Here is a 22,753-nt window from a genome sequence, read left to right on the forward strand (position 1 = left end):
GAGCGGTGTCTTTAGACAGATTGTCCATTTTGTCCGTTTACTATAAAACGCTTTCATTTTAACATGAGTAGTAAGAAGAAGATTTCAAATATATCACAATATATTAAAGGAATTGAGGGAGAAGCACAATGAAAAAAATTATAAACAAACCAGAAACATTAGTAATGGAAATGTGCAACGGAATGGTTATGGCTCATCCAGAGCTGGAGCTTTTGAAAAAATATAAAGTCATTAAGAAGAAAGAAATGAATGAAAATAAAGTAACGTTAATTAGCGGCGGCGGTAGTGGTCACGAGCCAGCACATGCAGGTCTAGTCGGAAAAGGAATGTTAGATGCAGCAGTGTGCGGAGATGTGTTTGCTTCGCCTTCACAAATTCAGGTATACCAAGCAATTAAAGAGACAGCTAGTAAAAAAGGTACGTTATTAATTATTAAAAATTATAGCGGCGATATTATGAATTTCAAAAACGGTGCGCATTTAGCGACGGAAGATGGAATTGAAGTTGACTATGTAAAAGTGGACGATGATATTGCGGTAGAAGATAGTCTGTATACAGTAGGACGCCGCGGTGTTGCGGGAGTTATTTTAGTGCATAAAATTGCCGGCGCAGCAGCGGAAGCAGGAATGGATTTAGGAGCGGTGAAAGCTGTAGCGGAAAAAGCAGCGGCTAACGTGCGTACAATCGGTTTAGCATTAACTTCTTGTACAGTTCCAGCGAGCGGATCACCTACTTTTACACTTGCGGAAGATGAAATGGAATACGGCGTAGGTATTCACGGTGAACCAGGTATTAAACGTGAAAAAACGATGTCAGCAGATGAATTAGCTAACCGTATGACAAATGATTTAATAAAAGATTTAGGAGTAAAAGATGGCGAGGAAATTGCGCTTCTTGTAAATGGTTTTGGCGGCACACCACTGCAAGAACTATATCTATTTAATAATGCAGTTACGAGAGAATTAGCTGATAGAAACATTAAAATTAATAGAGTATTCGTCGGTAACTATATGACGAGTATTGATATGGCAGGTATGTCTTTAACAGTAATGAAGTTAGATGACGAGTTAAAAACGTTGTTATCGAAAGAGTGTAATACACCAGCGTTTAAAGTAGATGGACCAGTTGAAAGTGTAGAGTACGTGAATGTGCTTGAAGATGTAGAAGAGAAGGAAGTTTCCTTCGAAATAGAAACAGCGGAAGAGCACGCTGTTATTAAAGATAATGTCATTACATTAAATAACATGATTTATCTCGTTGATAAAATGAGTGACATTATTATTAAAAATGAAGTACCGTTCTGTGAGTTAGATACACATGCAGGTGACGGAGACTTCGGAATGAGTGTTGCAAAAGGATTTAAGCAATTAAAGCGTGAGTGGCATTCTATTTTAGGACAAGAGAATGTAACGATCGGATCATTCCTTGACGGTTGTTCAATGATTATTATGGAACATTGCGGCGGCGCTTCTGGTCCAATTTGGGGCGGAGCATTCCGCGCAGCTAGTAAAGCAGCAGGCGAAAAACGTGAGCTAACAGTGAAAGAATTCGCTGAAACGTTGCAAGCAGCTCTTCAAGGCATACAATCTATCGGTGAAAGATCATTCGGTAGAGGAGCAGTAGTTGGTGACAAAACACTTGTTGACGCACTTGCTCCATGTGTAGACTCTTGGTTAAATAGCGCTTCAAACGAATCAGACATGAAAACTGCCTTTGAAAAAGGAGCAGAAGCAGCGGTTAAAGGTGCAGAGTATACGAAAGAAATCGTAGCTCGTATGGGTCGCGCTGGTACAGTTGGTGAAAGAAGCTTAGGCTATCCAGATGCAGGTGCGCATGCGCTTGGGGTTATCTTTACGGAGATTGCGGGTAGTTTGAAATAGGAATTAGAAAGTCCCTCTGCCTTAAGGCGGAGGGACTTTTATATATTCTTCATTTGTATCTATATCAAATTTTTCATTGCTTTTTGCTTATTTGAGACTTAGTTTTTTTGTGATTGCAGCTTATCGATTTTCCAGTTTGTTTCTAGAGGGTCTAAAGAGCTTTCAATATAGAACATATATTCATCTGTGGTACCTGGTACTTCAAAAGCTATTTTCAATTCTACTGTTTCATTTGGTTTAACTTGTATATCAGAAAGGTTTTGGTCAAGCACCTTGCCTTCATAGGCCTTTCCGTCTTTTTCATCTTTTAGGTTATATTTTAATTCTGATAGTCCAATCGTTTGACCTCGTACATTTTTTACAGAGACATTAACAACGACGGAATCGTTGTTAGCATTTAAATATGCGCTTTGAACGGTGGCCAAGTAATAGCCTCCTTTAACACTCTCACCAACTAATAAAATACCTTGTTCCAAGCGGCTCATATCTTCTTTTTCTTCAAAATTTATTAATTCTTCATTTTCATTTTTTGCGGTTGGTTCTTCTATTGGACCATTTTCAACGGCACTATCTTTTTTATCTTGTGTACAAGCAGCCGTAACACTGACTAATACTAGAATTAAAGTAAGTAATATGAATGATTTTCTCATAAAATTGATCTGTCTCCTTAAGTTTCTCAATTTTGTGCAACTATACATATAAGATTAACATAATGTCTCATTATTGGCTCAAAATAGGGAATCTTTTAGACACCTTATTCTTTTTCCTTTTAATATATATTCGATTGGTTCTCACGATATTTTTTAATCTTTTAAATCATTAGCTTAGTAATACCAAGGGTTATTATAGATATATTAATCATATAATTTGTCCATATCAAAATGAACGTTTCTTGCATCTAATATATTGTAAATATATTTTATTTTGAAAGGATGTGATTATATGGCCCATAAATCTACTGGAGTGTTTCGAGTTCCAGTTTCTGAAAATGGGATTATTCCAACTGCTCTCAACATTATGTTAAACAATGATTCACGCTGCCATACTAGTAATGTAACGGTAACTGTTAAGAGAAGTCGAAACACTTTTTTCCCAACTCAAAATGAATTAGTTGAAATCTCTCGTACTTTTGTTTCTTTAGAACCAAACAGAACAACTAAGATTGTGTTGTTTACGCCAGAATTCGAAATAGAAGATTTTCTTGATGTCATCGTTAGTGGAAATAAAGATGATGTTAAGGAGGTTCTTGTATATTCTTTCTTAGCAGATTCAGCAGGTCACAATCTGCCATCTACTGTTTTCAGAAATGCAGAATACACTTTTGCTTGCTGACACCGTGATGATGTATTCTTTACTGTCATATATCTGAAGGGAAATGTTAAATAGGAGTCGATTTAACTTTTATTTGGGTTCTCCAAAGAAGTCAGCTTTAGCTAAATAAACAAGGAACCAACTAATAGGTTCCTTGTTTATTTGTATTTAACATGAAATTTAGTGTCTATTATTCCGAAAACAACTTTACAGAGGAACGGATTTTTCCTAGTGAAGCAGCACCTATAGATGAAAGTACCCAATATTCCAATTCTAAAGGTAGGCAAAATGCTTGAATGCTACCATCATTGTTTTTTTATTAATATGATTGGTGTATTTACTCTAGTTGTAGCGAAATCGTCCGTTGTTATCATTCCTACTGTATCATTAATAAACATCTGCATAATATGTAATTAGTATTATTTTATTCTTTAAATAGTTCCGGCTTCTCCACTCTAAATGATTGCACCTCACCGCACTCTAAACAAAATGTGGTTAATAGTTTGGAACGCTTCCCTCCTGAAAAGAATCTACTAGATTCATCCTCACAAACATATGCATGATAAGCAGATCCAACCCTTCCTTCTTTAAATGTAGTAGAACCACAATTCTCGCATCGTTTATTTTTCATGTTACTAACACCTCATTTGATTGATATTTATTTTTCTGTGTTTTTAAGATAGAAGTAAAGCAACTTGGTTATAAATGATGTTTTCGACATGATACAACATACCCCTTTATATATCCGCAAGTAAAACAACACCCTATAAATCTCTATAACAATATGATGTTTCATATATCATTTAATGTTTATCGGAAAAATAAGTATTAAAGTATTGAGTTTTATTATTCTGATGATTATAATAAATAAAAAACAAACAATTCTTATGTTGAGAAGTGGAGGGACGGGCCCTATGAAACTTCGGCAACCTCGTTTTAGACGAAAGGTGCCAAATCCTGCAGGTGAAAAACACCTGAAAGATAAGAGCGGTTCATTTAGTCAAGAAGGCTAATCTTATTTCGTTAAGAGTAGCTTTTTTTATGGCTAAAAGTTAAAGGGGGAATATGTAGTGGAGTATGGTTTTTGGTTACCGATTTTTGGGGGATGGCTTCGAAATGTAGATGATGAATCTATGCCACCTACGTTTGAGTATGCAAAACAAACAGCGCAAGCGGCAGAACAATTAGGTTTTTCAACAACACTTATTGCGGAATTAAACTTAAATGATATAAAAGGTGTTTCAGCACCAAGTTTAGAAGCGTGGACAACTGCGGCAGCACTTGCTGCGGTAACAGATCGATTAGAGATTATGACAGCTGTAAGACCTGGTTTTCACAATCCAGCAGTTACAGCGAAAATGGCAGCGAATATTGATCAATTAAGTAATGGCCGTTTTACATTGAATGTAGTTTCAGCATGGTGGGAAGAAGAAGCGAGACAGTACGGCGGCGTATTTACCGCACATGATGAACGATATGATCGCACAGAGGAATTTGTAACAGTTTTGAAAGAGCTTTGGAAAGAAGAAGAGTTTTCTTATAAAGGGAACTTTTATGAGCTTCATCATACACATTTAAGTCCAAAACCTGTGCAGAAACAAGGCATTAAGATCTATGCAGGTGGTGAGAGTGAGCGAGGAAAAGAAGTAATTGTAAATCACGCGGATGCATATGTAATGCATGGCGGAACAGTGGAAGAAGTATTTGTGAAAATAGAAGATATGAAGAATCGTAGAAAGAAAGTCACAGAGGAGCCATTGCAGTCATTCGGGCTTGCGGCTTACGTCATTTGTCGTGATACAGAAGAAGAGGCATTAGAGGAATGGAGACGCATAACGGATGTGAAAGACGATGCTTTAGGTTACGCAGGTTATCAAGATTTTATTAGTAAATCGCATTTGGAACAGCAAGTGAAGTTCAATGATTATTCTGTATCTAATCGCGGGTTACGTCCTAATTTAATCGGAACACCAGAACAAATTGCAGAAAGGATACTTGCTTTTGAAAAAGTGGGTGTTACGTTATTACTTTTACAATTTTCTCCACAGCTTGAAGAGATGAAACGATTTTCTGAAAAAGTGATGCCATTAGTTGAAGCAAAAAGAAAGGAATTGATTACAAATGAGTAAAATTTACATATTACATGAGAATAAGGAATGGACGGATCATTTAGTGAAAAGGTTGGAAGAACTGGGGTTACCTTATGAGGAATGGTCTTTGGATGAAGGAACTGTTTCGTTAGAACAAGAACCTCCCCAAGGTGTTTTTTATAGCCGCATGAGTGCCTCTTCACATACGAGAGGGCATCGATATGCACCTGAATTGACTGAAGGGGTTCTTGCTTGGCTAGAGGGATACGGACGAACAGTATTTAATGGGTCTCGTGCATTACGCCTTGAAGTAAGTAAATTGAATCAATACGCAGCATTAAGAAATTTTGGGATACAAGTGCCGAAAACAATTGGTGCTGTTGGCCGTGATAATATAGTAAAAGCAGCAAGGGAGTTAGGGGAAGTACCGTTCATTACAAAGCATAACCGTGCAGGTAAAGGCCTTGGTGTTCAACTTTTTCATTCTATTGATGCTTTAGAACAATATTTGGATGGTCCGACGTTTGAAGAGCCTATTGATGGAATTACTTTAATCCAGCAGTATATTGAAGCGCCAGAACTATATATTACACGTTGTGAGTTTGTAGGCGGTCAGTTTGTATATGCAGTTAAAGTAGATACATCAGAAGGATTTGAGCTTTGTCCGGCAGATGCGTGCTCTATTCACGATGCTTTTTGCCCAGTAGGAGAAGAGAGTAAGAAAGAGTCGTCAACAAAATTTGAAATTATATCGGACTTCCAAGAGCCAATTATTGAACAGTACAAAGAGTTTTTGAAAGAAAATAAAATTACCGTTGCTGGTATTGAATTTATTCGTAGTGCGGATGGAACAATTTATACGTATGATATTAATACAAATACAAACTATAATTCTGACGCAGAGTCTGTAGCTAATCAATTTGGTATGCTTGAGCTTGCTAAATTCCTTGGAATAGAATTAGAAAAACAAGTAGAGTCAGTTAAATAATGTTGATTAAAAAATAAGGTTCTGGTGCAAATATAAGAAAAAAGAAGAGATAGCACATTTTATCGGTGAAAGATCGTTCGGTAGAGGAGCTGTAGTTGGTGGGAAAAGTTTAGGATACCCTGATGCAGGTTGGGGTTATCTTTACGGAGATTTCGGGTAGTTTGAGATAAGAGTTATGTTAGTTTGATAGAATCACCTTCATAGTGAGTTGTTTACTGTGGAGGGGATTTTTCTATATAGTTAATGGATATTTATTTAAGGGTTTCAACAGAAACTAAAGCAACGTGAGTTCCTAATAAATATGGAATTCAGGTTGTTTAATTGTGTTTATTACATCCCTTTTTAGTACTAAATTTAAACAAAAAGAAACAGACTAATTAGTCTGTTTCTAACAATCATAGATTTATATTTTCGAACGTGTTGCGCAAATGATTACCCCTATAAAACAACTTAAACTTATAATTAAAGCTACTATAGATCCGTAATTTAAATTAAGTACATATGTGCTTAAAGGAGATATAAGATAAATCATATAAAAAATAACAATAGCTTGATATGCCAGTTTATATTTATTTTTAAACATAATATCACCTCGCATTAAACTGTAGGACGTTTGTTTACCACATTTCCAAATTTAGAATATACTAATCGTCCACCTGCATCCCATACAGTCCATAAACTAACCCATTGGTTTTTAGAAGGGTGTTTGTATATAGCGATTGTTCCATAAAATCGTTTGTGACCAGCTAAAACATTAATTAATCTTGTTGCTAAATCATACCCAAAGCCAAAATAACTTACGGGTGTATATTTGAAACTAGCTGCTCATATGCCAATTGCAGGAGTAAGTCAAGCCGCTCTATATCATAGGGTAAAAGAACATGAATAAAGTTCTTTTTTAATTTGTAATTAAATCCCAGAACGGCCCTTATACGTTAAGGAACCGATTATTTTTTATTGTTGTGTAATAAGAAGGAAAAACACTCTAATCAATTTGTAATTTAAATCCTTGAAAACATGTTCGCACCAGTCAATGTTAAATGTAAGAGGAACTGAAAGTGCAACTATTATTAGTAAAACTAAAAATTTTAGTGAAAACGAAAATCTAAAACAAATTAATTCTAGACATCCTTTTTAAGATAGTGTAATATGAAGTCTACTTCATGTGAAGCAAACTTCATATACAGTTGTGTTAGGAGGGGTTTATTTGAAAAATAAATTTAAAGAGCTTTATTTATGTTCGTTTGCAATTATTGCAATGGGTTTTTTTGAAATATTTTTTAATCATACTAAAGCGGATTTCAGTGAGGGATTTTATTTAGGGAATTTAAAGATTCTTACAGGAATAATCTTTTTAATTTTTACTTTAGTTTCTCAAACTAAATATAAGGCTAATCATAAACAGTTAGAAAGAGAGCAATCAATGGAATATGATGAGAGGGATGATCTGATAGAAGGAAAAGCTTCACAATTTACCATAAGTATTCTAATGGTTATGATTCTTCTCATGATGTTTCTATCGAAATGGATTATAATCTCAATAAATACAGGGTTATTTATTATTATAATAGGTTGTTTAATTACTAAAATGTTGGCCAAAAAATATTATAACTATACTCTTTAATTAGGAGATTGTTATGAAAAATAAAATAAAAGAATTGCGTTCAATATATGGAATAACACAACAAGAATTAGCTGATAAAGTATTTGTATCTTCAAGAACGATTATTTCATTAGAAAAACAAAAATATAATCCATCTGTTTTACTGGCATATAAAATATCTGTGGTTTTTAACCGATCAATTGAAGAAGTTTTTATATTTGAAGAAGATGATTAATTTTAATATTTAAATGTAAAATTTTAAAAAGAAACAATACAGCGAAATACAAATAATGAATAGAGGTAAATATATTATGATGTTAAAGTTATTTTTAATACTTTTTGGGATAGTGTTAGTATTATGGGGAATATATAGAATGAAAACGGATGCTGCATTTGTAGGGAAAAACCAAACAAGAAAAAATCTTTTCAATTTATTGATTTTTGGACAGGCTTCTGGAATAGGGCAATTGTTAAGCGGAATTTTGTGTATAATTTTAGGGATTGTAGCTTTTATAATTAAATAATTTATAAGTAAAAGGAGCTAAGATAAATAATTTAGCTCCTTTTGTTGGTATAAAGCTTTTGGCAAGACGGCTAATTTATTTTAGAAATATACATAACATATAATAAGTATAAACGACACCCATTGTTACTCGTTCTTTTCATAACCATTTCGTTTTAATGTGCGATAGATCGTCGTCCTGTCCTCTTGTTTCCGAGTATCAAGTATCAATGTTGTCATTAATAGCAATGACGCTGATAAGCTTTTCATGAGTACCGATCATATCAGGGGTACGCCACATGCCCATCAAGTTAATATTTTGAAGTATTCCAAAACGAAGATTTTACCTCTTTATAGTTGTCCGTGGGAATTTAGTCCGTTTTTTCATTTTGGGGGACAATGCATGTCTTAAGTTGATGGCAATGGTCGATCAGGACTCCTTTTTTAGTTACAAGTAATGTAGAATTATACATGTGTATATTTCGTTATTATAATCTTAATATTCTTTAATTATGATTAATGATGGATTGTAGGGGGGAGAACCTTACAGTCCATTTTTTATGGTTTCCTACAAGCTTCCTTATATAGTCAGATGCAATTTGCATTAAGTATATTGTTAAATCTTGATTCAAATAATTATAAAGTCCCAACAGTCTTCTTTTTTGCTATCCTACGTATCCCACCCTGCACAAAAAAATATTTCTCAACATTTAATTGTTGAAAAACATTGAATATTCTCTATAAAGAGAATATTATGTTGCTATCGGCAAAAAAAACGATAATTCGCAGACACTGGGGAGGAAATGCATTGAAAAAGAATAAGAAGTTAAAACCATTATCAGTTTTAGCAACAGCGGCAGTACTAAGTAGTAGTTTTGCTTTTGGAAGTCATGCGGCGTATGCTGATTCGCCATCATCTCTACCAATAGATGAGCATTTAATACCGGAGGAGCGTTTGGCAGAAGCGCTAAAACAACGGGGCGTAATTGATCAATCTGCATCACAAGCTGAGACGTCAAAGGCTGTCGAGAAATATGTTGAGAAAAAGAAAGGGGAAAACCCTGGTAAAGAAATCTTGACAGGAGATAGTCTTACGCAAGAAGCTTCTGATTTTATGAAAAAAGTAAAAGATGCAAAAATGAAGGAAAATGAACAGGCGCAGCAGCCAACAGTAGGGCCAGTAGCTGGACAAGGTGCAGGATTGAATTCTAGTAAATTAAATGGAAAAGTACCTACTGCACCAGCGAAGCAAGAAGAGTACAACGGTGCTGTTCGAAAAGATAAAGTACTTGTTTTACTTGTAGAATTTAGCGATTTTAAGCATAACAATATTGATCAAGAGCCAGGATACATGTATTCTAAGGACTTCAATCGTGAACATTATCAAAAAATGTTATTTGGTAATGAACCATTTACGTTATTTGATGGATCGAAGATTAATACATTTAAACAATATTATGAAGAACAATCTGGCGGCAGCTACACAGTTGATGGAACTGTAACGGAATGGCTTACTGTTCCAGGGAAAGCTTCGGATTATGGTGCGGATGCGGGTACTGGCCATGATAACAAAGGTCCTTTAGGGCCGCGTGATCTTGTGAAAGAAGCATTAAAAGCAGCGGTAGCAAAAGGAATTAACTTAGCTGATTATGACCAATTTGATCAATACGATCAAAATGGTGATGGAAATAAAAACGAGCCAGATGGCATTATTGATCATTTAATGGTTGTACATGCTGGCGTTGGTCAAGAAGCTGGCGGCGGTAAATTGAAAGATGATGCGATTTGGTCTCATCGTTCAAAACTTGGATCAAAACCATATGCGATTGATGGCACAAAATCTTCTGTTTCGAATTGGGGCGGAAAGATGGCTGCATACGATTATACAATCGAGCCTGAAGATGGAGCAGTTGGTGTGTTTGCGCATGAGTATGGTCATGATTTAGGCTTACCAGATGAATACGATACGAAGTACTCAGGACAAGGTGAACCTGTTGAGTCATGGTCTATTATGAGTGGCGGCAGCTGGGCTGGAAAAATTGCAGGAACAGAGCCAACAAGTTTCTCACCACAAAATAAAGAGTTTTTCCAAAAGAATATGAATGGCAACTGGGCGAATATCGTTGAGGTAGATTATGATAAACTTCGCACGGGAGTCGGTGTTGCAACATATTTAGATCAAAGTGTTACAAAATCAAAACGACCAGGAATCGTTCGTGTTAACTTGCCAGACAAAGATATTAAAAATATCGAGTCAGCATTTGGTAAGAAGTTTTATTACAGCACAAAAGGAAATGATATTCATACAACACTTGAGACACCAGTATTTGACTTAACAAATGCCAAGGATGCTAAGTTCGATTATAAGGCATTCTACGAACTTGAAGCGAAGTATGATTTCCTTGACGTATATGCGATTGCAGAAGATGGAACGAAGACACGTATTGATAGAATGGGCGAAAAAGATGTAAAAGGCGGCGTGGATACAACTGATGGTAAGTGGGTTGATAAATCATACGATTTAAGCCAATTTAAAGGGAAAAAAGTAAAACTGCAATTTGAGTATTTAACAGATATTGCAGTAGCTTATAAAGGATTTGCGTTAGATAATGCTGCATTAACTGTAGATGGAAAAGTTGTTTTCTCAGATGATGCAGAAGGCGGGCCAGCAATGACGTTAAAAGGATTTACTGTATCTAACGGATTGGAACAGAAAAAAAATAACTACTATGTAGAGTGGAGAAATTACGCTGGTTCTGACACGGCGTTACAACATGCGCGTGGTCCAGTCTTTAATACAGGAATGGTTGTATGGTATGCGGATCAAAGCTTTACAGATAACTGGGTAGGTGTTCATCCAGGTGAAGGATTCTTAGGAGTAGTAGATTCTCATCCAGAGGCAATCGTAGGTACATTAAACGGACAACCGACTGTGAAGAGCAGTACGCGTTATCAAATTGCCGATGCGGCATTCTCATTTGATCAAACGCCAGCATGGAGAGTAGATTCGCCAACTCGTGGTATCTTTGACTATAAAGGATTACCAGGCGTTGCAAAATTTGATGACTCTAAGCAGTACATCAACAGCGCGATTCCAGATGCAGGACGTAAGTTGCCGAAATTAGGATTAAAGTTTGAAGTAGTAGGTCAAGCTGAAGACAAGTCTGCAGGTGCAGTTTGGATTCATCGATAGAATAAGGTGAAACTAAGAGGGAGTTGCCTCATAAGTCGGTGAAACTGACCTATGGGCAGCTCTCTTCTTATTGTAGAAATAGGCAGTCTAGGAACCAGTTCATTGGAAAGCAATTCTTTGAAAGCGCAAGAGACTATCGTAAAAAATATATAGACTATCAAATATGGAAATGGAATTAAAACTCTATACTTTCGGAATTTTTTACGCAGGCAAACCATTGACCGATTATCTCGTTATGATGCTTAATAATTTGAGACGCCGATAATATTGTAGAATTATATGTACTATGCCCATTCTTTACAAGAGTAACGTCATACCCTAAGCTGTATGCACGCCGGCATGTTGCATCTATACAAATTTCAGATTGGATTCCTGCTATAACAACTCGTTTTATATTTCTCATTTCCAGCTCTTGTTGAAGACTCGTTTTATGAAAAGAATCCGGATGATTCTTTTCAAGAACGACATCTCCTGTTGCTGGAGCAATTGATTTATGAATTTCCCATCCAGGTGTCCCTTGGCTAAGCAAGGAACCGGACTTCCCGTTAAACTTCATATAAAAAATAGGAGCTGAGGCAGAACGGGCTTTAGAAATCAATAATTGAATAACTTTTAATAATTCCGTTCTATTATATAGGACTTTTTTCTCTTCAAATGAACCTATCTGTACATCAATAATAAGGAATGCTGTACAGCTTTTCATCATAAATACCCTCCTAATACTTGGTCAAAAAATACAAAAGTGAAATATATGTAAACTACAATGCTATGCATATTTAATGTATCCAAAAGTTCCAAAGAATATTGCATGGAGGTATGAAGTGGATGCAAATAATTACAATTAGTAAAAACTGTTTTAAATAAAGGACATGAAATTTGCAATCATATAATGAATCATGTTAAAAGGTATGTTCTCAGGATTCTATTGCGATTTTAATGGGGATAGTATTGTACATTTTAGCGAAATAAAAGCTCAAAAAGAGATATGTATATTAACAATGTTACATTAGTGTTTTTCTTTTTATTTATCCCGCTATTTGTGGGCAGTAAAACTCCCACCTCAAAATTCAGGTGGAGCAAAGAAGTTAGGTGGGAGTCGTGCTGCCTGTAACCCCCTACTGATTAAAGTTTCACTTTATATATTCGCAACATAATATTAGTACGAATTACTATAGTAATATGAGTTTTTGCATATTTTTAAATTTAATATATCCTCCGAAAAGTTTTAATTGTATAATGTGTTTTGGCATATTCTTTTAGATTTTTCGACAAAAAATAACACAAATAGAGAACGTATTGGGAGAATGCATTATGTACACAAAACTATTAAAATCAATTACATCATTATCACTTATAGGTGGTGCTTTATTATATACAAATGGCAGTGATATGAAAGCTGCTGAAGCGGGCGTTTTTTCTGATGTACCAACATCGCACTGGTCCTATCCTGCGATTAAAGACTTAGCGAGCAAAAATATTATTTCAGGTTATGGAAATGGGATGTTTGGTTTTGGTGATGTTGCGACGAGGGAGCAAGTTGCAGCATTAATTTATCGTGTGTTAGTACCGAATAAGCAAGGCGGTACGTTTAGTAATGATGGTGCTCGTTATGTATTACAAGATGGGTCTACTTTAAATAATCCGTATGGAGATATTCGCTCAGGTTCTACAATGTTTCCGGAAGAGGTTTTAACGTTAACGAAATTGGGGATTTTTAAAGGTGATGGAAATGGCGGTTTTAGACCGAAAGATTCTGTTAGCCGCGCAGAAATGGCGCAAATTATTAAAAATGCATTCCAAGTTTCAGCTAAACAAAAACATACATTTAATGATGTTCCAAATGGATTTTGGGCAGAAAATGCGATTAGTGCGGTGCAGTCAAACGGGATTGCATCTGGTACAGGAGACGGGAAATTTGAACCAGCTAAAACGGTAACGCGTGAACAGTATGCACAGTTTTTATATAATGCATTGAAATATAAAAAGCCTGAGGTTGCGGTGCAAGATACAGGAGATGCGGCATTATTAGCAGCATTCAAAAATGAAGTGCAAACACGTATTAATACGTACGAAACGAACATTACACTTCCATATAAAACGAAAAACAGTAATACAAAAGAAGTGATGAATACACTTTTCACCGCATATAAAGAAGTCGCAAGTAAAAATGAGTATACAAATTATAATAGATCGAATGTTTCATACTCACTATCTGGATCGCCAGGGAATTATACGTTTACGCTAAATATTACGTATCGTGAAACGAAAGAACAAACAGAATATGTGATGAAACAAGCGAAAGCGATCGTTCCTTCTATTATTCAAGTCGGGATGGATGATCATGAAAAAGTGAAGGCGATTCATGATTATGTTGTAAAACATGTTTCTTACGATACGTCTTATAAAGCGTATACAGCATATGAGGCACTCGCGAATCGTTCTGCCGTTTGCCAAGGTTACACACTATTAACCTATCAATTATTAAAAGAAGCTGGAATTGAGAATCATTTTGTAGTAGGAACTGGAGACGGTCAGCCTCATGCTTGGAACTTGGTGAAAATCGAAAACAAATGGTATCACCTTGATACAACATTCGATGATCCAGTGCCAGATGAACAAGGCCGCGTAACGTATTCTTATTTCAACTTATCTGACGAGCAAATTGCAAGAAATCATGAGTGGAACCGCGGGGACTATCCGCAGGCTACAACAAATTATTATAGTACATTAACAAATAAAATTGCGACAGGTGGTACGAAAACACCTGCATATCAGCAAATATTGAAAGATACAAAGTTAAATTATTTAGGAAATGAATATATCGCAAATAACTATAATGAATTCAAAAATAAAATGCAGCAACGTTATAGCACAAAGTCAGCAAAGATTGAAATTCTTTATAAACAATCAATGGATGGCGCATTGCAAGATGTGAAAAAAGTAATTGGAGACATCGGTTATCCGCAAGGAGCGAACCGTGTTTCTTATAAAGCGGAGCCGTATAATGCGAAAGAAGGATATTCTTTAGTGACGATTACGTTTATGTATTAAAAATAATCTAGATCCATTTAAGGGATCTAGGTTATTTTTTTATACCTTAATTTGACATATACAGTCTAACTGTATAAAATCAAACTATACAGTTAAACTATATAGTTTGGCTATATATTTATCGTTACACTGGAGGTCTTTATGAATAGAGATAAAAATTTACCATTAACGGAAACAACGTATTACGTTCTTTTAGCTTTATTAGAGCCAGCACACGGATATTTAATTATGCAAAAGGTGGAGGAACTTAGTAATCATCAAGTGAAAATTGCGGCGGGTACATTATATGGTGCGGTTGAAAATTTATTAAAGCAACAATTAATAGAATCGGTAAAAAGTGAAGATAAACGAAGAAAAGTGTATGTCATTACTGAACGCGGGAAAGAAGTATTACATTTAGACTTTATGAGAATGCAGCACATTATTGGGGTTACAAAAAGCTTATTAAATGTATAGTTAGGGGGAAGCGAAGATGTGGAGATTGAAATTCTTTTTAGACTTTGAGAAAGAGGAAAAATGGTTAGAAGAGATGGCTTGGAAAGGCTATCAACTAAAAAGTAATACATTCGGTTATAAATTTAAAATCGCAGAACCAGAGAATGCGACAATTAAAATAGATTATAGAATATTTTATAGACGAAGTGATTTTATTAATTATTGTACGTTATTTGAAGATAGCGGCTGGAAGCATATAGCCGGTAAATGGTGGGCAGGCACGCAATATTTTAAAAAGATAGATGAGGAAAGTGAAGATGACATTTTTTCAGATCAAATGTCACGAGCAGGGAAGTATAAACGTTTATCTAAGACATTTTTAGAATTAGCAATATGTTATTTTCCTCTATTAATGCTATTTATGTTTAATAATACAATTGATTTAGGAGTGATGTTAAATCCGAAAGGCCTATATTATACACCAGGATTATGGGATATGCACGGCGCAGCATTTTTAGGATCATTTTTATTTGAAACACCATTTGCATTAATGAGAGGTATTTTATGGTTATTTATCCCAGTTGCGGTGGGTATGTTTTTATTTTTTTCGTATAAAGCAAATCGATTGTATGAAGAGAGAAAATACTAGGAGGACCCCCTTAAAGCTGATGCTTTGAGGGGGATTCTTTTGAATTTGTAAATGGTGTACTTGGTTAGCTTGATGGGCATGGGGTAGAGTCAGGAAAATGTGGATTTACAACACTAAGAAAGTTTCAATGGTCTTAGAGAATTTAATGAGACCACTTTTTCTGAATTAAAATGGTATTCTCCTAGTAAATTGATATGTTCCCAACCTAAAGATGACATATGATGCAATAAGTTCTCATTAAAACTACCTATCCGTTTTTGATATTTAACTGCTTTTGTTAGATGTAAAGTATTCCAGATACTGATGGCATTGATAATTATGTTTAAGGCACTGACCCTTTGCAATTGATGCTGTATGGTTTGTTCCCTAAGCTCACCTTGTTTTCTGAAGAAAATAGCTCTTGCAAGTCCATTCATGGCTTCTCCTTTAATTCGAATGGTGGCAGCACCTTTTATTAGAATTGTCCCCTTGGTGTAACAAATGCTTTTTTGTAAATAATATGTTTGTTAAACAATTAATTAAGGGGGACTTGTATGCCACAAGATCGAAAAGCAGAAGTTCAAAACGATGCATACGAAGGAAAAGAGATCTTGCCAGATAATCCACAATATCTACCGCGTCACGTGCAAATGGAGCTGCCTCACGAGTTTTCTGTAAATCCTCTGTTTGCCCGCGAAGGAGAATCAGTCGTTCCGCGCTTTCAGATGCCTGATGAAGGTATGTTACCAGAAACAGCGTATCAAATCGTCCATGATGAAATTGCTCTTGATGGCAATGCCCGCTTGAATCTTGCAACATTCGTTAGCACATGGATGGAGCCTGCCGCAGAGCACTTATATGCCAAATCATTCGACAAGAACATGATTGACAAGGATGAATATCCACAGACAGCCGAAATTGAGGAGCGGTGTGTCCGTATTTTAGCAAACCTCTGGCATTCGCCCACTCCCCTTACGACTATGGGCGTTTCAACAACTGGATCGTCGGAAGCATGTATGCTCGGGGGGCTTGCGTTAAAGAGACGCTGGCAAAATGCACGCAAAAGCGAAGGGAAGCCGGTGGATCGGCCCAATATTGTGTTTAGTTCTGCTGTTCAAGTCGTGTGGGAAAAATTCGCGAACTATTGGGAGGTTGAACCACGCTATGTGAAGGTTAGCCCAGAGCATCCCCGATTGGATCCTCAGGGGGTCCTCGCTGCCGTGGATGAAAATACGATTGGTGTGGTACCGATTCTCGGTGAGACTTATACCGGGATTTACGAACCGGTTGCCGCCATTGCGAAAGCGTTGGACGATTTGCAGGAGAGGACGGGCCTCGACATTCCTATGCATGTGGATGCGGCTTCGGGGGGATTTATAGCACCGTTTCTTCAACCGGATTTAGTCTGGGACTTTCAATTACCGAGGGTGAAGTCCATCAATGTATCCGGACATAAATATGGATTAGTCTACCCTGGGTTGGGTTGGATAATTTGGCGGGAAGCTGAAGATCTCCCTGAGGATCTAATCTTCCGCGTCTCCTATTTGGGCGGGAACATGCCGACTTTTGCCCTGAATTTCTCTCGTCCTGGCGCACAAGTGCTCCTGCAATATTACAATTACCTGCGTTTGGGGAAAAGTGGGTACTATGATGTCCAAAGAGCTTCTCAGAAAGTCGCTCTTTTTCTTAGCAAGGCGATTCAGAATATGGAACCGTTCGAACTTTTGTCCGATGGTTCGGATATTCCGGTTTTCGCTTGGCGACTGAAAGATGGTTACACATTAAACTGGAATCTTTATGATTTATCTCGACAATTGCGTGTGTTTGGCTGGCAAGTACCCGCCTATCCATTGCCTCCAGATATGGAAGCGGTGACGATTATGCGCGTTGTGGTTCGAAATGGATTTTCCATGGATCTCGCGCATTTATTTTTGAGGAACCTCAAACAGACCGTTGCCTTTCTGGATTCCCTGGACGGGCCGATGCCACATGATACGAAATGTGATAATGGGTTTCATCACTAAATGAAAAAAGCCTAATTTCTTCATATTTAATTGAGAAATTAGGCTTTTTAATATTGAAATTTCCTTAACGTTGTAAATCGGCATTTTTCTCACGCTATCCCATAAAGAAAAGACACCCATATATGAGTGTCTTTTCTAATAGTTTGTTTAGCAGAAGCAGCTAGCTCCAACTATGATTAATAAAATAAATAATACAACTAATAAAGCAAAGCCACCGCCACAACTACTACAACTACCACCAAAGCCCATAATAGTTCTTCCTCCTTTAGATAAGAGGAGAAAACAAGGTGTCACTCATGTATTTTAACGGATTCAATTTACTTTATGTTTTTACGCATGAATTGAGCAGGTCCTTTTGAAAATAAAAAAAAGACACCCTAAGGTGATCTTCTTATGTAGGGCGGGAAGACATCGGCCTTCCTTTCGGGTTGCCATCAAGGGATTCAGCCGAGTTACGTATAAATTGCATCAAAAATGTAAATCAGCATTTTTCTGTTGTTGTCCTTTATTAAGGCTTTGTCTTATAAATAATTCTGCAATGATTAAATTTGGCACCCACGCTAACCAAGCAATAACAGCATAACTAAGTTCGAAATGCTTCAGTCCAAATAGCAATACAAATAAAGGTAGCCAAATTCTTAATGTAACTGCCGCAAAGGTTAAGGAATAATTTCTGATCATCCAATTCCGATGGTCTTGAATTTTTTTATTCTTAACTCTGTTTAATGCTTGATATGCCGATGTGGTACTACCCCATGGCTATCAACCTAAAATTTTATAGTACCCCCAAAACGAGAAAATTGGCATCTCCAGGTGAAAATATACATTTTTTGTTTTGGGGCAACTAGTTTCATTAGCTTGATGGGCATATTGGTGGAACCCCGAAATGGACATTTGAATAGATAATGCCTTCCTTAAAATAACCTTAATTAAAACATAGTTTTGATAATATATGGAAAATAAATGGTGCAATTTTCTGGTATAACCTAAATAAAATTTATTTTAGAAAAGGGGTAGAAGGGAAATGTTCCAGAAGTTCAAGTTTTATTTAATGAGCATTTTAATTAGTTCAATGTTAGGCGGAATTATTATAGGTGCTAATTTCTTGGTCCATAACATATATAATTTAGTTGCAGGTAAAGAATATCATTTTAATATGTGGTCTTCTATTATTATATTTAGTGTTGTATTTATTTCGGGTTTCTCGTACGCGTTGAAGAAGGGGCCAGATATATTTGTTAATGATTAAACCAATAGCAATTATTGTAGGCGCTGCCGTGATCTGGGTGGCGTCTTGTTTGTTGTTAAGAAAAGATAACAAAACTAAATTTCCTTAAAATGAAAAAAACGCTATTCTTTCTGTAGAATCATAGGAAAGGATGGCGTTTTTTTATGTCTGTTTCTGTGTCTGACGAATTACAACTATTTGCTCAAGAGATTCAAAGTTTTTTATCTCCAAATGCCTTACGGGATCTTGCTAGAGATGTTGGTTTTGTACAACGAACCAGTAAGTACCAAGCAAAAGATTTAGTAGCTTTATGTGTATGGGTGAGCCAAAATGTAGCTATGACTTCTTTAACTCAGTTATCTAGCTGTTTAGAAGCATCAACAGAAGTACTCATCAGTCCTGAGGGACTGAATCAACGGTTTAATAAGTCGGCCGTCCTACTCTTACAACAGCTACTAGCCGAACTACTAAGCAAAAAATTGGCCGCATCTATGCCGATTTCTTCTCCATACACTTCTGTTTTCAAGCGTATTCGTATTTTAGATTCAACTGCATTTCAACTCCCGGATGTATTTTCATCGGTTTATCCAGGTGCAGGAGGATGTAGCCATACTGCTCGGATAAAAATTCAACTTGAGTATGATTTGTTAAGCGGACAGTTCCTACATATTCATACAGGTCCAGGTAAACAACATGATCGTACTTACGGTTCTCTGTGTGCCCCAACTGTGACGGCAAATGATTTATGTATCCGAGATTTAGGTTATTTTCATTTAAAAGACCTTCAATATATACAAGATAAAGAGGCCTACTATATCTCTCGTATCAAGTCGAATACACGTATGTATCAAAAAAATCCTAACCCTGATTATTTTCAAGATGGAAGAATTAAGAAAGGTACAGAGTATATACAGTTAGATATGGAGATGTTACTGAACTCTCTTCAACCAGGACAAACATGTGAAATAGCTGATGCTTATGTAGGAATGATTGATAAAGTGCCAGCTCGTGTAATTGTTCATCGATTAACAAAATAACAGCAACAAAAACGATTACAAGATCAAGCTGTAAGAGAAAAAAAGAAAGGAATGAAGTATTCTTCTCGTAGTAAACGACTCAGTGGTATCAATGTATATATGACAAACACCCCCTACAGATATTGTCCCGATGGGACAGGTACATGACTGGTATTCTTTGCGTTGGCAAATCGGCGTGTCCAGATAAGGACACATTATCTAGTTGGTGAAAGTCCAATCGGGAGAATAGACTCCACTCCCGTAGCCTGAGAGGCGCCATGAAGTGAAAGCGACACGGCGAAGCCCTCTGACATCACATGCAAAAGGCATGTGGGCAAATCTCCAGGTTGTAACGTACAGTGAACGTAGACGTAGCCTCGTTACACGCAATTCCGGTGGCTGAGACGGTCGATAACGTGCGAAAGCAGCAAGAACTGACCGAAACGAGTCTGGAACGGCAGTTCTCACCGGCGGGGTATCAGCGGCGACATGGAGAGAAAGATAATGTGGAAACTGGAGAAGCCCTCGACACCCGATGAAGAAACCTCATCGAGGAGACCGTCTCTATAACCGCGATCGGGAAGTGAGAACGGTAGGTGTCAGGGTGGCGGAACGGATCGTAGTACCAGAGATCTGCGTGCAGCAAAACGCGCGGGGAGGGAAGGGTCCGAACCTGTAAATATTTCGTACGACCAAAGGAGGCAAGGGTGCCATGATAAAAACACCTATTACTTTGCAGGAACTAAGGCGACGAATCTATCAAAAGGCGAAGTCTGAACCTACGCATCGGTTTTGGGGAATATTTTCCCACATTACCAAAATAACAACCCTTCATGAAGCATATCAGCAAGCGAGGAAAAACAACGGTGCCCCAGGCATCGACGGGAAAAGTTTCGCTGATATAGAGCTAGAGGGAGTTATGCCGTTTTTAAAGAATATCCAAGCAGAACTACAGGCTGGAACATATCAACCACAAGCTAATCGTAAAGTAGAAATCCCAAAAGAAAACGGAAAAATGCGGACACTACAAATCCCGTGTATACGGGACCGCGTGGTCCAAGGAGCGCTAAAACTCATATTGGAAGCCATCTTTGAAGCTGATTTCTGTTCAAATTCCTACGGATTCCGACCAAAACGCTCTCCACATCAAGCACTGGCAGAAGTGCGACGTAGCATATTGCGCCGGATGACTGTAGTAATCGATGTTGACCTGTCACGCTACTTTGATACAATTCGACACCACATACTTTTGGAGAAAATTGCAAAGCGTGTCCAAGATTCGCAAGTTATGCACCTTGTAAAACAGGTAATCAAGGTGACAGGAAAGATTGGTGTCCCGCAAGGGGGACCATTTTCTCCCCTAGCCGCAAACATCTACCTCAATGAAGTAGATTGGACATTTGATGCCATTCGACGTAAGACAACAGAAAACCATTACGAGGCTGTAAACTATCACCGTTTTGCTGATGATATAGTTATCACTGTAAGCGGACACTCTAGTAAACGTGGATGGGCTGAATTGGCATTGCGACGACTGTGGGAACAATTAAAGCCTTTGGGAGTTGAACTGAATCTGGAGAAGACCCGAGTGGTTAATGTTTTAAAAGGAGAATCCTTCGGATTCCTAGGATTTGATTTGAGGCGAGTACTTAATCGAAATAAGAGTAGATACTTTGTTCTTATTACCCCGAAGAAGAAAGCCTGTACGAAAGTGAAAGCAAAAATCCGAGAATTAATCAGAAACGCAGGCGCCAAGCCTGCACAAGATTTAGTAAAACAAATCAATACTGTACTGATTGGATGGGTGAATTACTTCCGGGTTGGGAATTCTAGTCGAGCTTTTAGTAAAGTACGAGACTATACAGAGATGAAAGTCCGTACGTTATTGACGAGAAGGAAACGGCGACAAAAGCGTAGCATTGGATGGCAGAGATGGAGTAATGAATATCTCTATGGTGTACTAGGACTCTACTGGAACTGGAAAGTTCGTCCTCTCGAAAGCTCGGGAAGATATTGATAAAAGTGTCTGCCATCTGATAGGTCTCATAACCCTTTTGATGAAGTTTATGGGGTGAGCTGCTTGAGGGAAAACTTCACGAGCAGTTCTTATGGGGAGGGGCTGGAGACGGGTCATAACTGATACCGCGCCAGTTCTTTACCCGACAAATTTTATTTAAAACGTGGAAGTCATTATTTCAAATTCATCATTGTAAAAAGATAAAACCAGAACGATTGGAGTGCCATTTATATGGTCAGTTGATTGCCATTCTACTCTGTTCTTCTATCATGTTTCAAATGCGCCAATTGCTCCTCATGAAGAAAAAACGAGAGCTTAGTGAGTATAAAGCCATATATATGATTAAAGACTATTTTCTTCTTCTATTCCAAACTATACAAAAAAACACCCAAGAGCTATCAAAGGTGTTACTTCGTCTGTTCAATCTCCTACAGCAAAACGGGCGGAAATCTCATCGATATGAGAAAAAAACGGTCTTTGATATATTAGGTGTCGTTTACAATTCCATGTCTGATAATCAAGCCGCTTAATTCAAAAAAGTGAAACCCATTAGGGTTTATTTCGTATGCAAATCTTTCAATCACCTACACTTGCCCCTTAGAAAAAAGAAACAATCTCGCCTAAAATTGACTTTGCATAAGCTTAGCTTGATAGCGATGTGGTACTACCCAAAATAACAATAAAATCCTTTGAAAATTAATATAGTTTTTTAAAAATAGAGATGATATGATGGATAATCATACCATTTTTTAGCTTCATGTATGATTTTACAGTAGGATACCTCTAT

18 protein-coding genes, 5 pseudogenes and 1 riboswitch are annotated in these 22,753 nt (G+C 37.0%); of the genes and pseudogenes, 16 read left to right on the forward strand and 7 right to left on the reverse strand.

From position 1 onward, the window contains the following. Positions 1 to 128 precede the first annotated feature (128 nt). On the forward strand, positions 129 to 1,880 hold the full coding sequence (gene dhaK, locus NSS97_RS05235; protein WP_341111839.1) for a dihydroxyacetone kinase subunit DhaK: 1,752 nt from the start codon (positions 129 to 131) through the stop codon (positions 1,878 to 1,880). A gap of 98 nt (positions 1,881 to 1,978) precedes the next feature. Here the strand turns inward: dhaK and NSS97_RS05240 are convergent, their stop codons facing one another. Next, the gene (locus NSS97_RS05240; RefSeq protein ID WP_107888138.1) at positions 1,979 to 2,530 is read right to left on the reverse strand and encodes a DUF4352 domain-containing protein; all 552 of its coding nucleotides are present in this window, start codon (positions 2,528 to 2,530) and stop codon (positions 1,979 to 1,981) included. Positions 2,531 to 2,822: 292 nt separating this feature from the next. Between NSS97_RS05240 and NSS97_RS05245 the strand changes: the two genes are divergently transcribed. After that, a complete protein-coding gene (locus tag NSS97_RS05245) occupies positions 2,823 to 3,212 on the forward strand; it encodes a hypothetical protein (protein WP_341111842.1) in 390 nt (129 codons plus the stop codon). A gap of 137 nt (positions 3,213 to 3,349) precedes the next feature. On the opposite strand, the pseudogene NSS97_RS05250 reads toward NSS97_RS05245, so the two are convergent. Together NSS97_RS05250 and NSS97_RS05255 are read right to left on the reverse strand one after the other, a co-directional pair. Continuing rightward, positions 3,350 to 3,580, reverse strand: a pseudogene (locus tag NSS97_RS05250) (hypothetical protein); the annotation flags it as partial. 35 nt (positions 3,581 to 3,615) lie between these two features. Further along, on the reverse strand, positions 3,616 to 3,822 hold the full coding sequence (locus tag NSS97_RS05255) for a hypothetical protein (protein WP_088031155.1): 207 nt from the start codon (positions 3,820 to 3,822) through the stop codon (positions 3,616 to 3,618). Positions 3,823 to 4,073: 251 nt separating this feature from the next. After that, positions 4,074 to 4,179: riboswitch (SAM riboswitch) on the forward strand. Positions 4,180 to 4,261: 82 nt separating this feature from the next. Here NSS97_RS05255 and NSS97_RS05260 point away from each other — a divergent pair. From NSS97_RS05260 to NSS97_RS05285, 6 genes are all read left to right on the forward strand, one after another. Continuing rightward, the gene (locus tag NSS97_RS05260; protein ID WP_107888097.1) at positions 4,262 to 5,320 is read left to right on the forward strand and encodes an LLM class flavin-dependent oxidoreductase; all 1,059 of its coding nucleotides are present in this window, start codon (positions 4,262 to 4,264) and stop codon (positions 5,318 to 5,320) included. Further along, the gene (locus NSS97_RS05265) at positions 5,313 to 6,269 is read left to right on the forward strand and encodes an ATP-grasp domain-containing protein (protein ID WP_341111845.1); all 957 of its coding nucleotides are present in this window, start codon (positions 5,313 to 5,315) and stop codon (positions 6,267 to 6,269) included. Before NSS97_RS05260 ends, NSS97_RS05265 begins: the two co-directional genes overlap by 8 nt. Before the next feature lie 1,207 nt (positions 6,270 to 7,476). Continuing rightward, a complete protein-coding gene (locus tag NSS97_RS05270; RefSeq protein ID WP_107888095.1) occupies positions 7,477 to 7,893 on the forward strand; it encodes a DUF2178 domain-containing protein in 417 nt (138 codons plus the stop codon). A 13-nt stretch (positions 7,894 to 7,906) separates the two neighbouring features. Further along, positions 7,907 to 8,107 carry a helix-turn-helix domain-containing protein gene (locus NSS97_RS05275; RefSeq protein WP_107888094.1) on the forward strand — a complete coding sequence of 67 codons (201 nt, stop codon included), beginning with the start codon at positions 7,907 to 7,909 and terminating at the stop codon, positions 8,105 to 8,107. 76 nt (positions 8,108 to 8,183) lie between these two features. Then, on the forward strand, positions 8,184 to 8,396 hold the full coding sequence (locus tag NSS97_RS05280; protein ID WP_107888093.1) for a hypothetical protein: 213 nt from the start codon (positions 8,184 to 8,186) through the stop codon (positions 8,394 to 8,396). A 786-nt stretch (positions 8,397 to 9,182) separates the two neighbouring features. Continuing rightward, positions 9,183 to 11,567, forward strand: a complete 2,385-nt coding sequence (locus NSS97_RS05285) for an immune inhibitor A domain-containing protein (RefSeq protein ID WP_016094632.1) — start codon at positions 9,183 to 9,185, stop codon at positions 11,565 to 11,567. Positions 11,568 to 11,742: 175 nt separating this feature from the next. Here the strand turns inward: NSS97_RS05285 and NSS97_RS05290 are convergent, their stop codons facing one another. Continuing rightward, positions 11,743 to 12,273, reverse strand: coding sequence for a cysteine hydrolase family protein (locus tag NSS97_RS05290; protein ID WP_044440247.1), 531 nt, complete (start codon positions 12,271 to 12,273; stop codon positions 11,743 to 11,745). A gap of 605 nt (positions 12,274 to 12,878) precedes the next feature. On the opposite strand from NSS97_RS05290, the gene NSS97_RS05295 reads away from it, so the two are divergent. The 3 genes from NSS97_RS05295 (at position 12,879) to NSS97_RS05305 (ending at position 15,702) form a co-directional block, all read left to right on the forward strand. Further along, positions 12,879 to 14,618 (forward strand): S-layer homology domain-containing protein, encoded by a 1,740-nt coding sequence (locus NSS97_RS05295; protein ID WP_107888092.1) that lies wholly within the window; start codon positions 12,879 to 12,881, stop codon positions 14,616 to 14,618. A gap of 141 nt (positions 14,619 to 14,759) precedes the next feature. Then, positions 14,760 to 15,074 (forward strand): PadR family transcriptional regulator, encoded by a 315-nt coding sequence (locus NSS97_RS05300; RefSeq protein ID WP_001078071.1) that lies wholly within the window; start codon positions 14,760 to 14,762, stop codon positions 15,072 to 15,074. Between the two features lie 16 nt (positions 15,075 to 15,090). After that, entirely contained in the window at positions 15,091 to 15,702 is a 612-nt protein-coding gene (locus NSS97_RS05305; protein ID WP_044440243.1) for a DUF2812 domain-containing protein, read from the forward strand. 113 nt (positions 15,703 to 15,815) lie between these two features. Here NSS97_RS05305 and NSS97_RS05310 read toward each other — a convergent pair. Next, positions 15,816 to 16,130: pseudogene (locus NSS97_RS05310) on the reverse strand (Tn3 family transposase); the annotation flags it as partial. A 105-nt stretch (positions 16,131 to 16,235) separates the two neighbouring features. On the opposite strand from NSS97_RS05310, the gene NSS97_RS05315 reads away from it, so the two are divergent. Then, positions 16,236 to 17,705, forward strand: coding sequence for a glutamate decarboxylase (locus NSS97_RS05315; RefSeq protein WP_044440239.1), 1,470 nt, complete (start codon positions 16,236 to 16,238; stop codon positions 17,703 to 17,705). A gap of 147 nt (positions 17,706 to 17,852) precedes the next feature. Here the strand turns inward: NSS97_RS05315 and NSS97_RS05320 are convergent, their stop codons facing one another. Continuing rightward, positions 17,853 to 17,954, reverse strand: coding sequence for a YjcZ family sporulation protein (locus NSS97_RS05320; protein ID WP_000505688.1), 102 nt, complete (start codon positions 17,952 to 17,954; stop codon positions 17,853 to 17,855). A 219-nt stretch (positions 17,955 to 18,173) separates the two neighbouring features. Continuing rightward, positions 18,174 to 18,449, reverse strand: a pseudogene (locus NSS97_RS05325) (DUF2306 domain-containing protein); the annotation flags it as partial. Between the two features lie 280 nt (positions 18,450 to 18,729). Between NSS97_RS05325 and NSS97_RS05330 the strand changes: the two are divergent. The 4 genes and pseudogenes from NSS97_RS05330 to NSS97_RS05345 all read left to right on the forward strand — a co-directional run. Next, positions 18,730 to 18,954, forward strand: a complete 225-nt coding sequence (locus NSS97_RS05330) for a hypothetical protein (RefSeq protein ID WP_000486589.1) — start codon at positions 18,730 to 18,732, stop codon at positions 18,952 to 18,954. A 143-nt stretch (positions 18,955 to 19,097) separates the two neighbouring features. Continuing rightward, positions 19,098 to 20,148: pseudogene (locus NSS97_RS05335) on the forward strand (IS4 family transposase); the annotation flags it as partial. Between the two features lie 513 nt (positions 20,149 to 20,661). Further along, positions 20,662 to 21,966 (forward strand): group II intron reverse transcriptase/maturase, encoded by a 1,305-nt coding sequence (ltrA, locus tag NSS97_RS05340; RefSeq protein WP_061674703.1) that lies wholly within the window; start codon positions 20,662 to 20,664, stop codon positions 21,964 to 21,966. A 146-nt stretch (positions 21,967 to 22,112) separates the two neighbouring features. Next, positions 22,113 to 22,496, forward strand: a pseudogene (locus tag NSS97_RS05345) (IS4 family transposase); the annotation flags it as partial. Positions 22,497 to 22,753: the final 257 nt, after the last annotated feature.

The sequence above is a fragment of the Bacillus sp. FSL R12-0074 genome (assembly GCF_038005725.1).
GTDB lineage: Bacteria > Bacillota > Bacilli > Bacillales > Bacillaceae_G > Bacillus_A > Bacillus_A mycoides.

Excerpts from the sequence above, each read along its gene's own strand:
- NSS97_RS05315 (WP_044440239.1), top strand. The coding sequence starts at position 16,236 with ATGCCACAAGATCGAAAAGCAGAAGTTCAAAACGATGCATACGAAGGA.
- dhaK (WP_341111839.1), top strand. The coding sequence starts at position 129 with ATGAAAAAAATTATAAACAAACCAGAAACATTAGTAATGGAAATGTGC.
- NSS97_RS05330 (WP_000486589.1), top strand. The coding sequence starts at position 18,730 with ATGTTCCAGAAGTTCAAGTTTTATTTAATGAGCATTTTAATTAGTTCA.
- NSS97_RS05320 (WP_000505688.1), bottom strand. The coding sequence starts at position 17,954 with ATGGGCTTTGGTGGTAGTTGTAGTAGTTGTGGCGGTGGCTTTGCTTTA.
- ltrA (WP_061674703.1), top strand. The coding sequence starts at position 20,662 with ATGATAAAAACACCTATTACTTTGCAGGAACTAAGGCGACGAATCTAT.
- NSS97_RS05240 (WP_107888138.1), bottom strand. The coding sequence starts at position 2,530 with ATGAGAAAATCATTCATATTACTTACTTTAATTCTAGTATTAGTCAGT.
- NSS97_RS05305 (WP_044440243.1), top strand. The coding sequence starts at position 15,091 with ATGTGGAGATTGAAATTCTTTTTAGACTTTGAGAAAGAGGAAAAATGG.
- NSS97_RS05265 (WP_341111845.1), top strand. The coding sequence starts at position 5,313 with ATGAGTAAAATTTACATATTACATGAGAATAAGGAATGGACGGATCAT.
- NSS97_RS05255 (WP_088031155.1), bottom strand. The coding sequence starts at position 3,822 with ATGAAAAATAAACGATGCGAGAATTGTGGTTCTACTACATTTAAAGAA.
- NSS97_RS05275 (WP_107888094.1), top strand. The coding sequence starts at position 7,907 with ATGAAAAATAAAATAAAAGAATTGCGTTCAATATATGGAATAACACAA.
- NSS97_RS05300 (WP_001078071.1), top strand. The coding sequence starts at position 14,760 with ATGAATAGAGATAAAAATTTACCATTAACGGAAACAACGTATTACGTT.
- NSS97_RS05295 (WP_107888092.1), top strand. The coding sequence starts at position 12,879 with ATGTACACAAAACTATTAAAATCAATTACATCATTATCACTTATAGGT.
- NSS97_RS05280 (WP_107888093.1), top strand. The coding sequence starts at position 8,184 with ATGATGTTAAAGTTATTTTTAATACTTTTTGGGATAGTGTTAGTATTA.
- NSS97_RS05290 (WP_044440247.1), bottom strand. The coding sequence starts at position 12,273 with ATGATGAAAAGCTGTACAGCATTCCTTATTATTGATGTACAGATAGGT.
- NSS97_RS05245 (WP_341111842.1), top strand. The coding sequence starts at position 2,823 with ATGGCCCATAAATCTACTGGAGTGTTTCGAGTTCCAGTTTCTGAAAAT.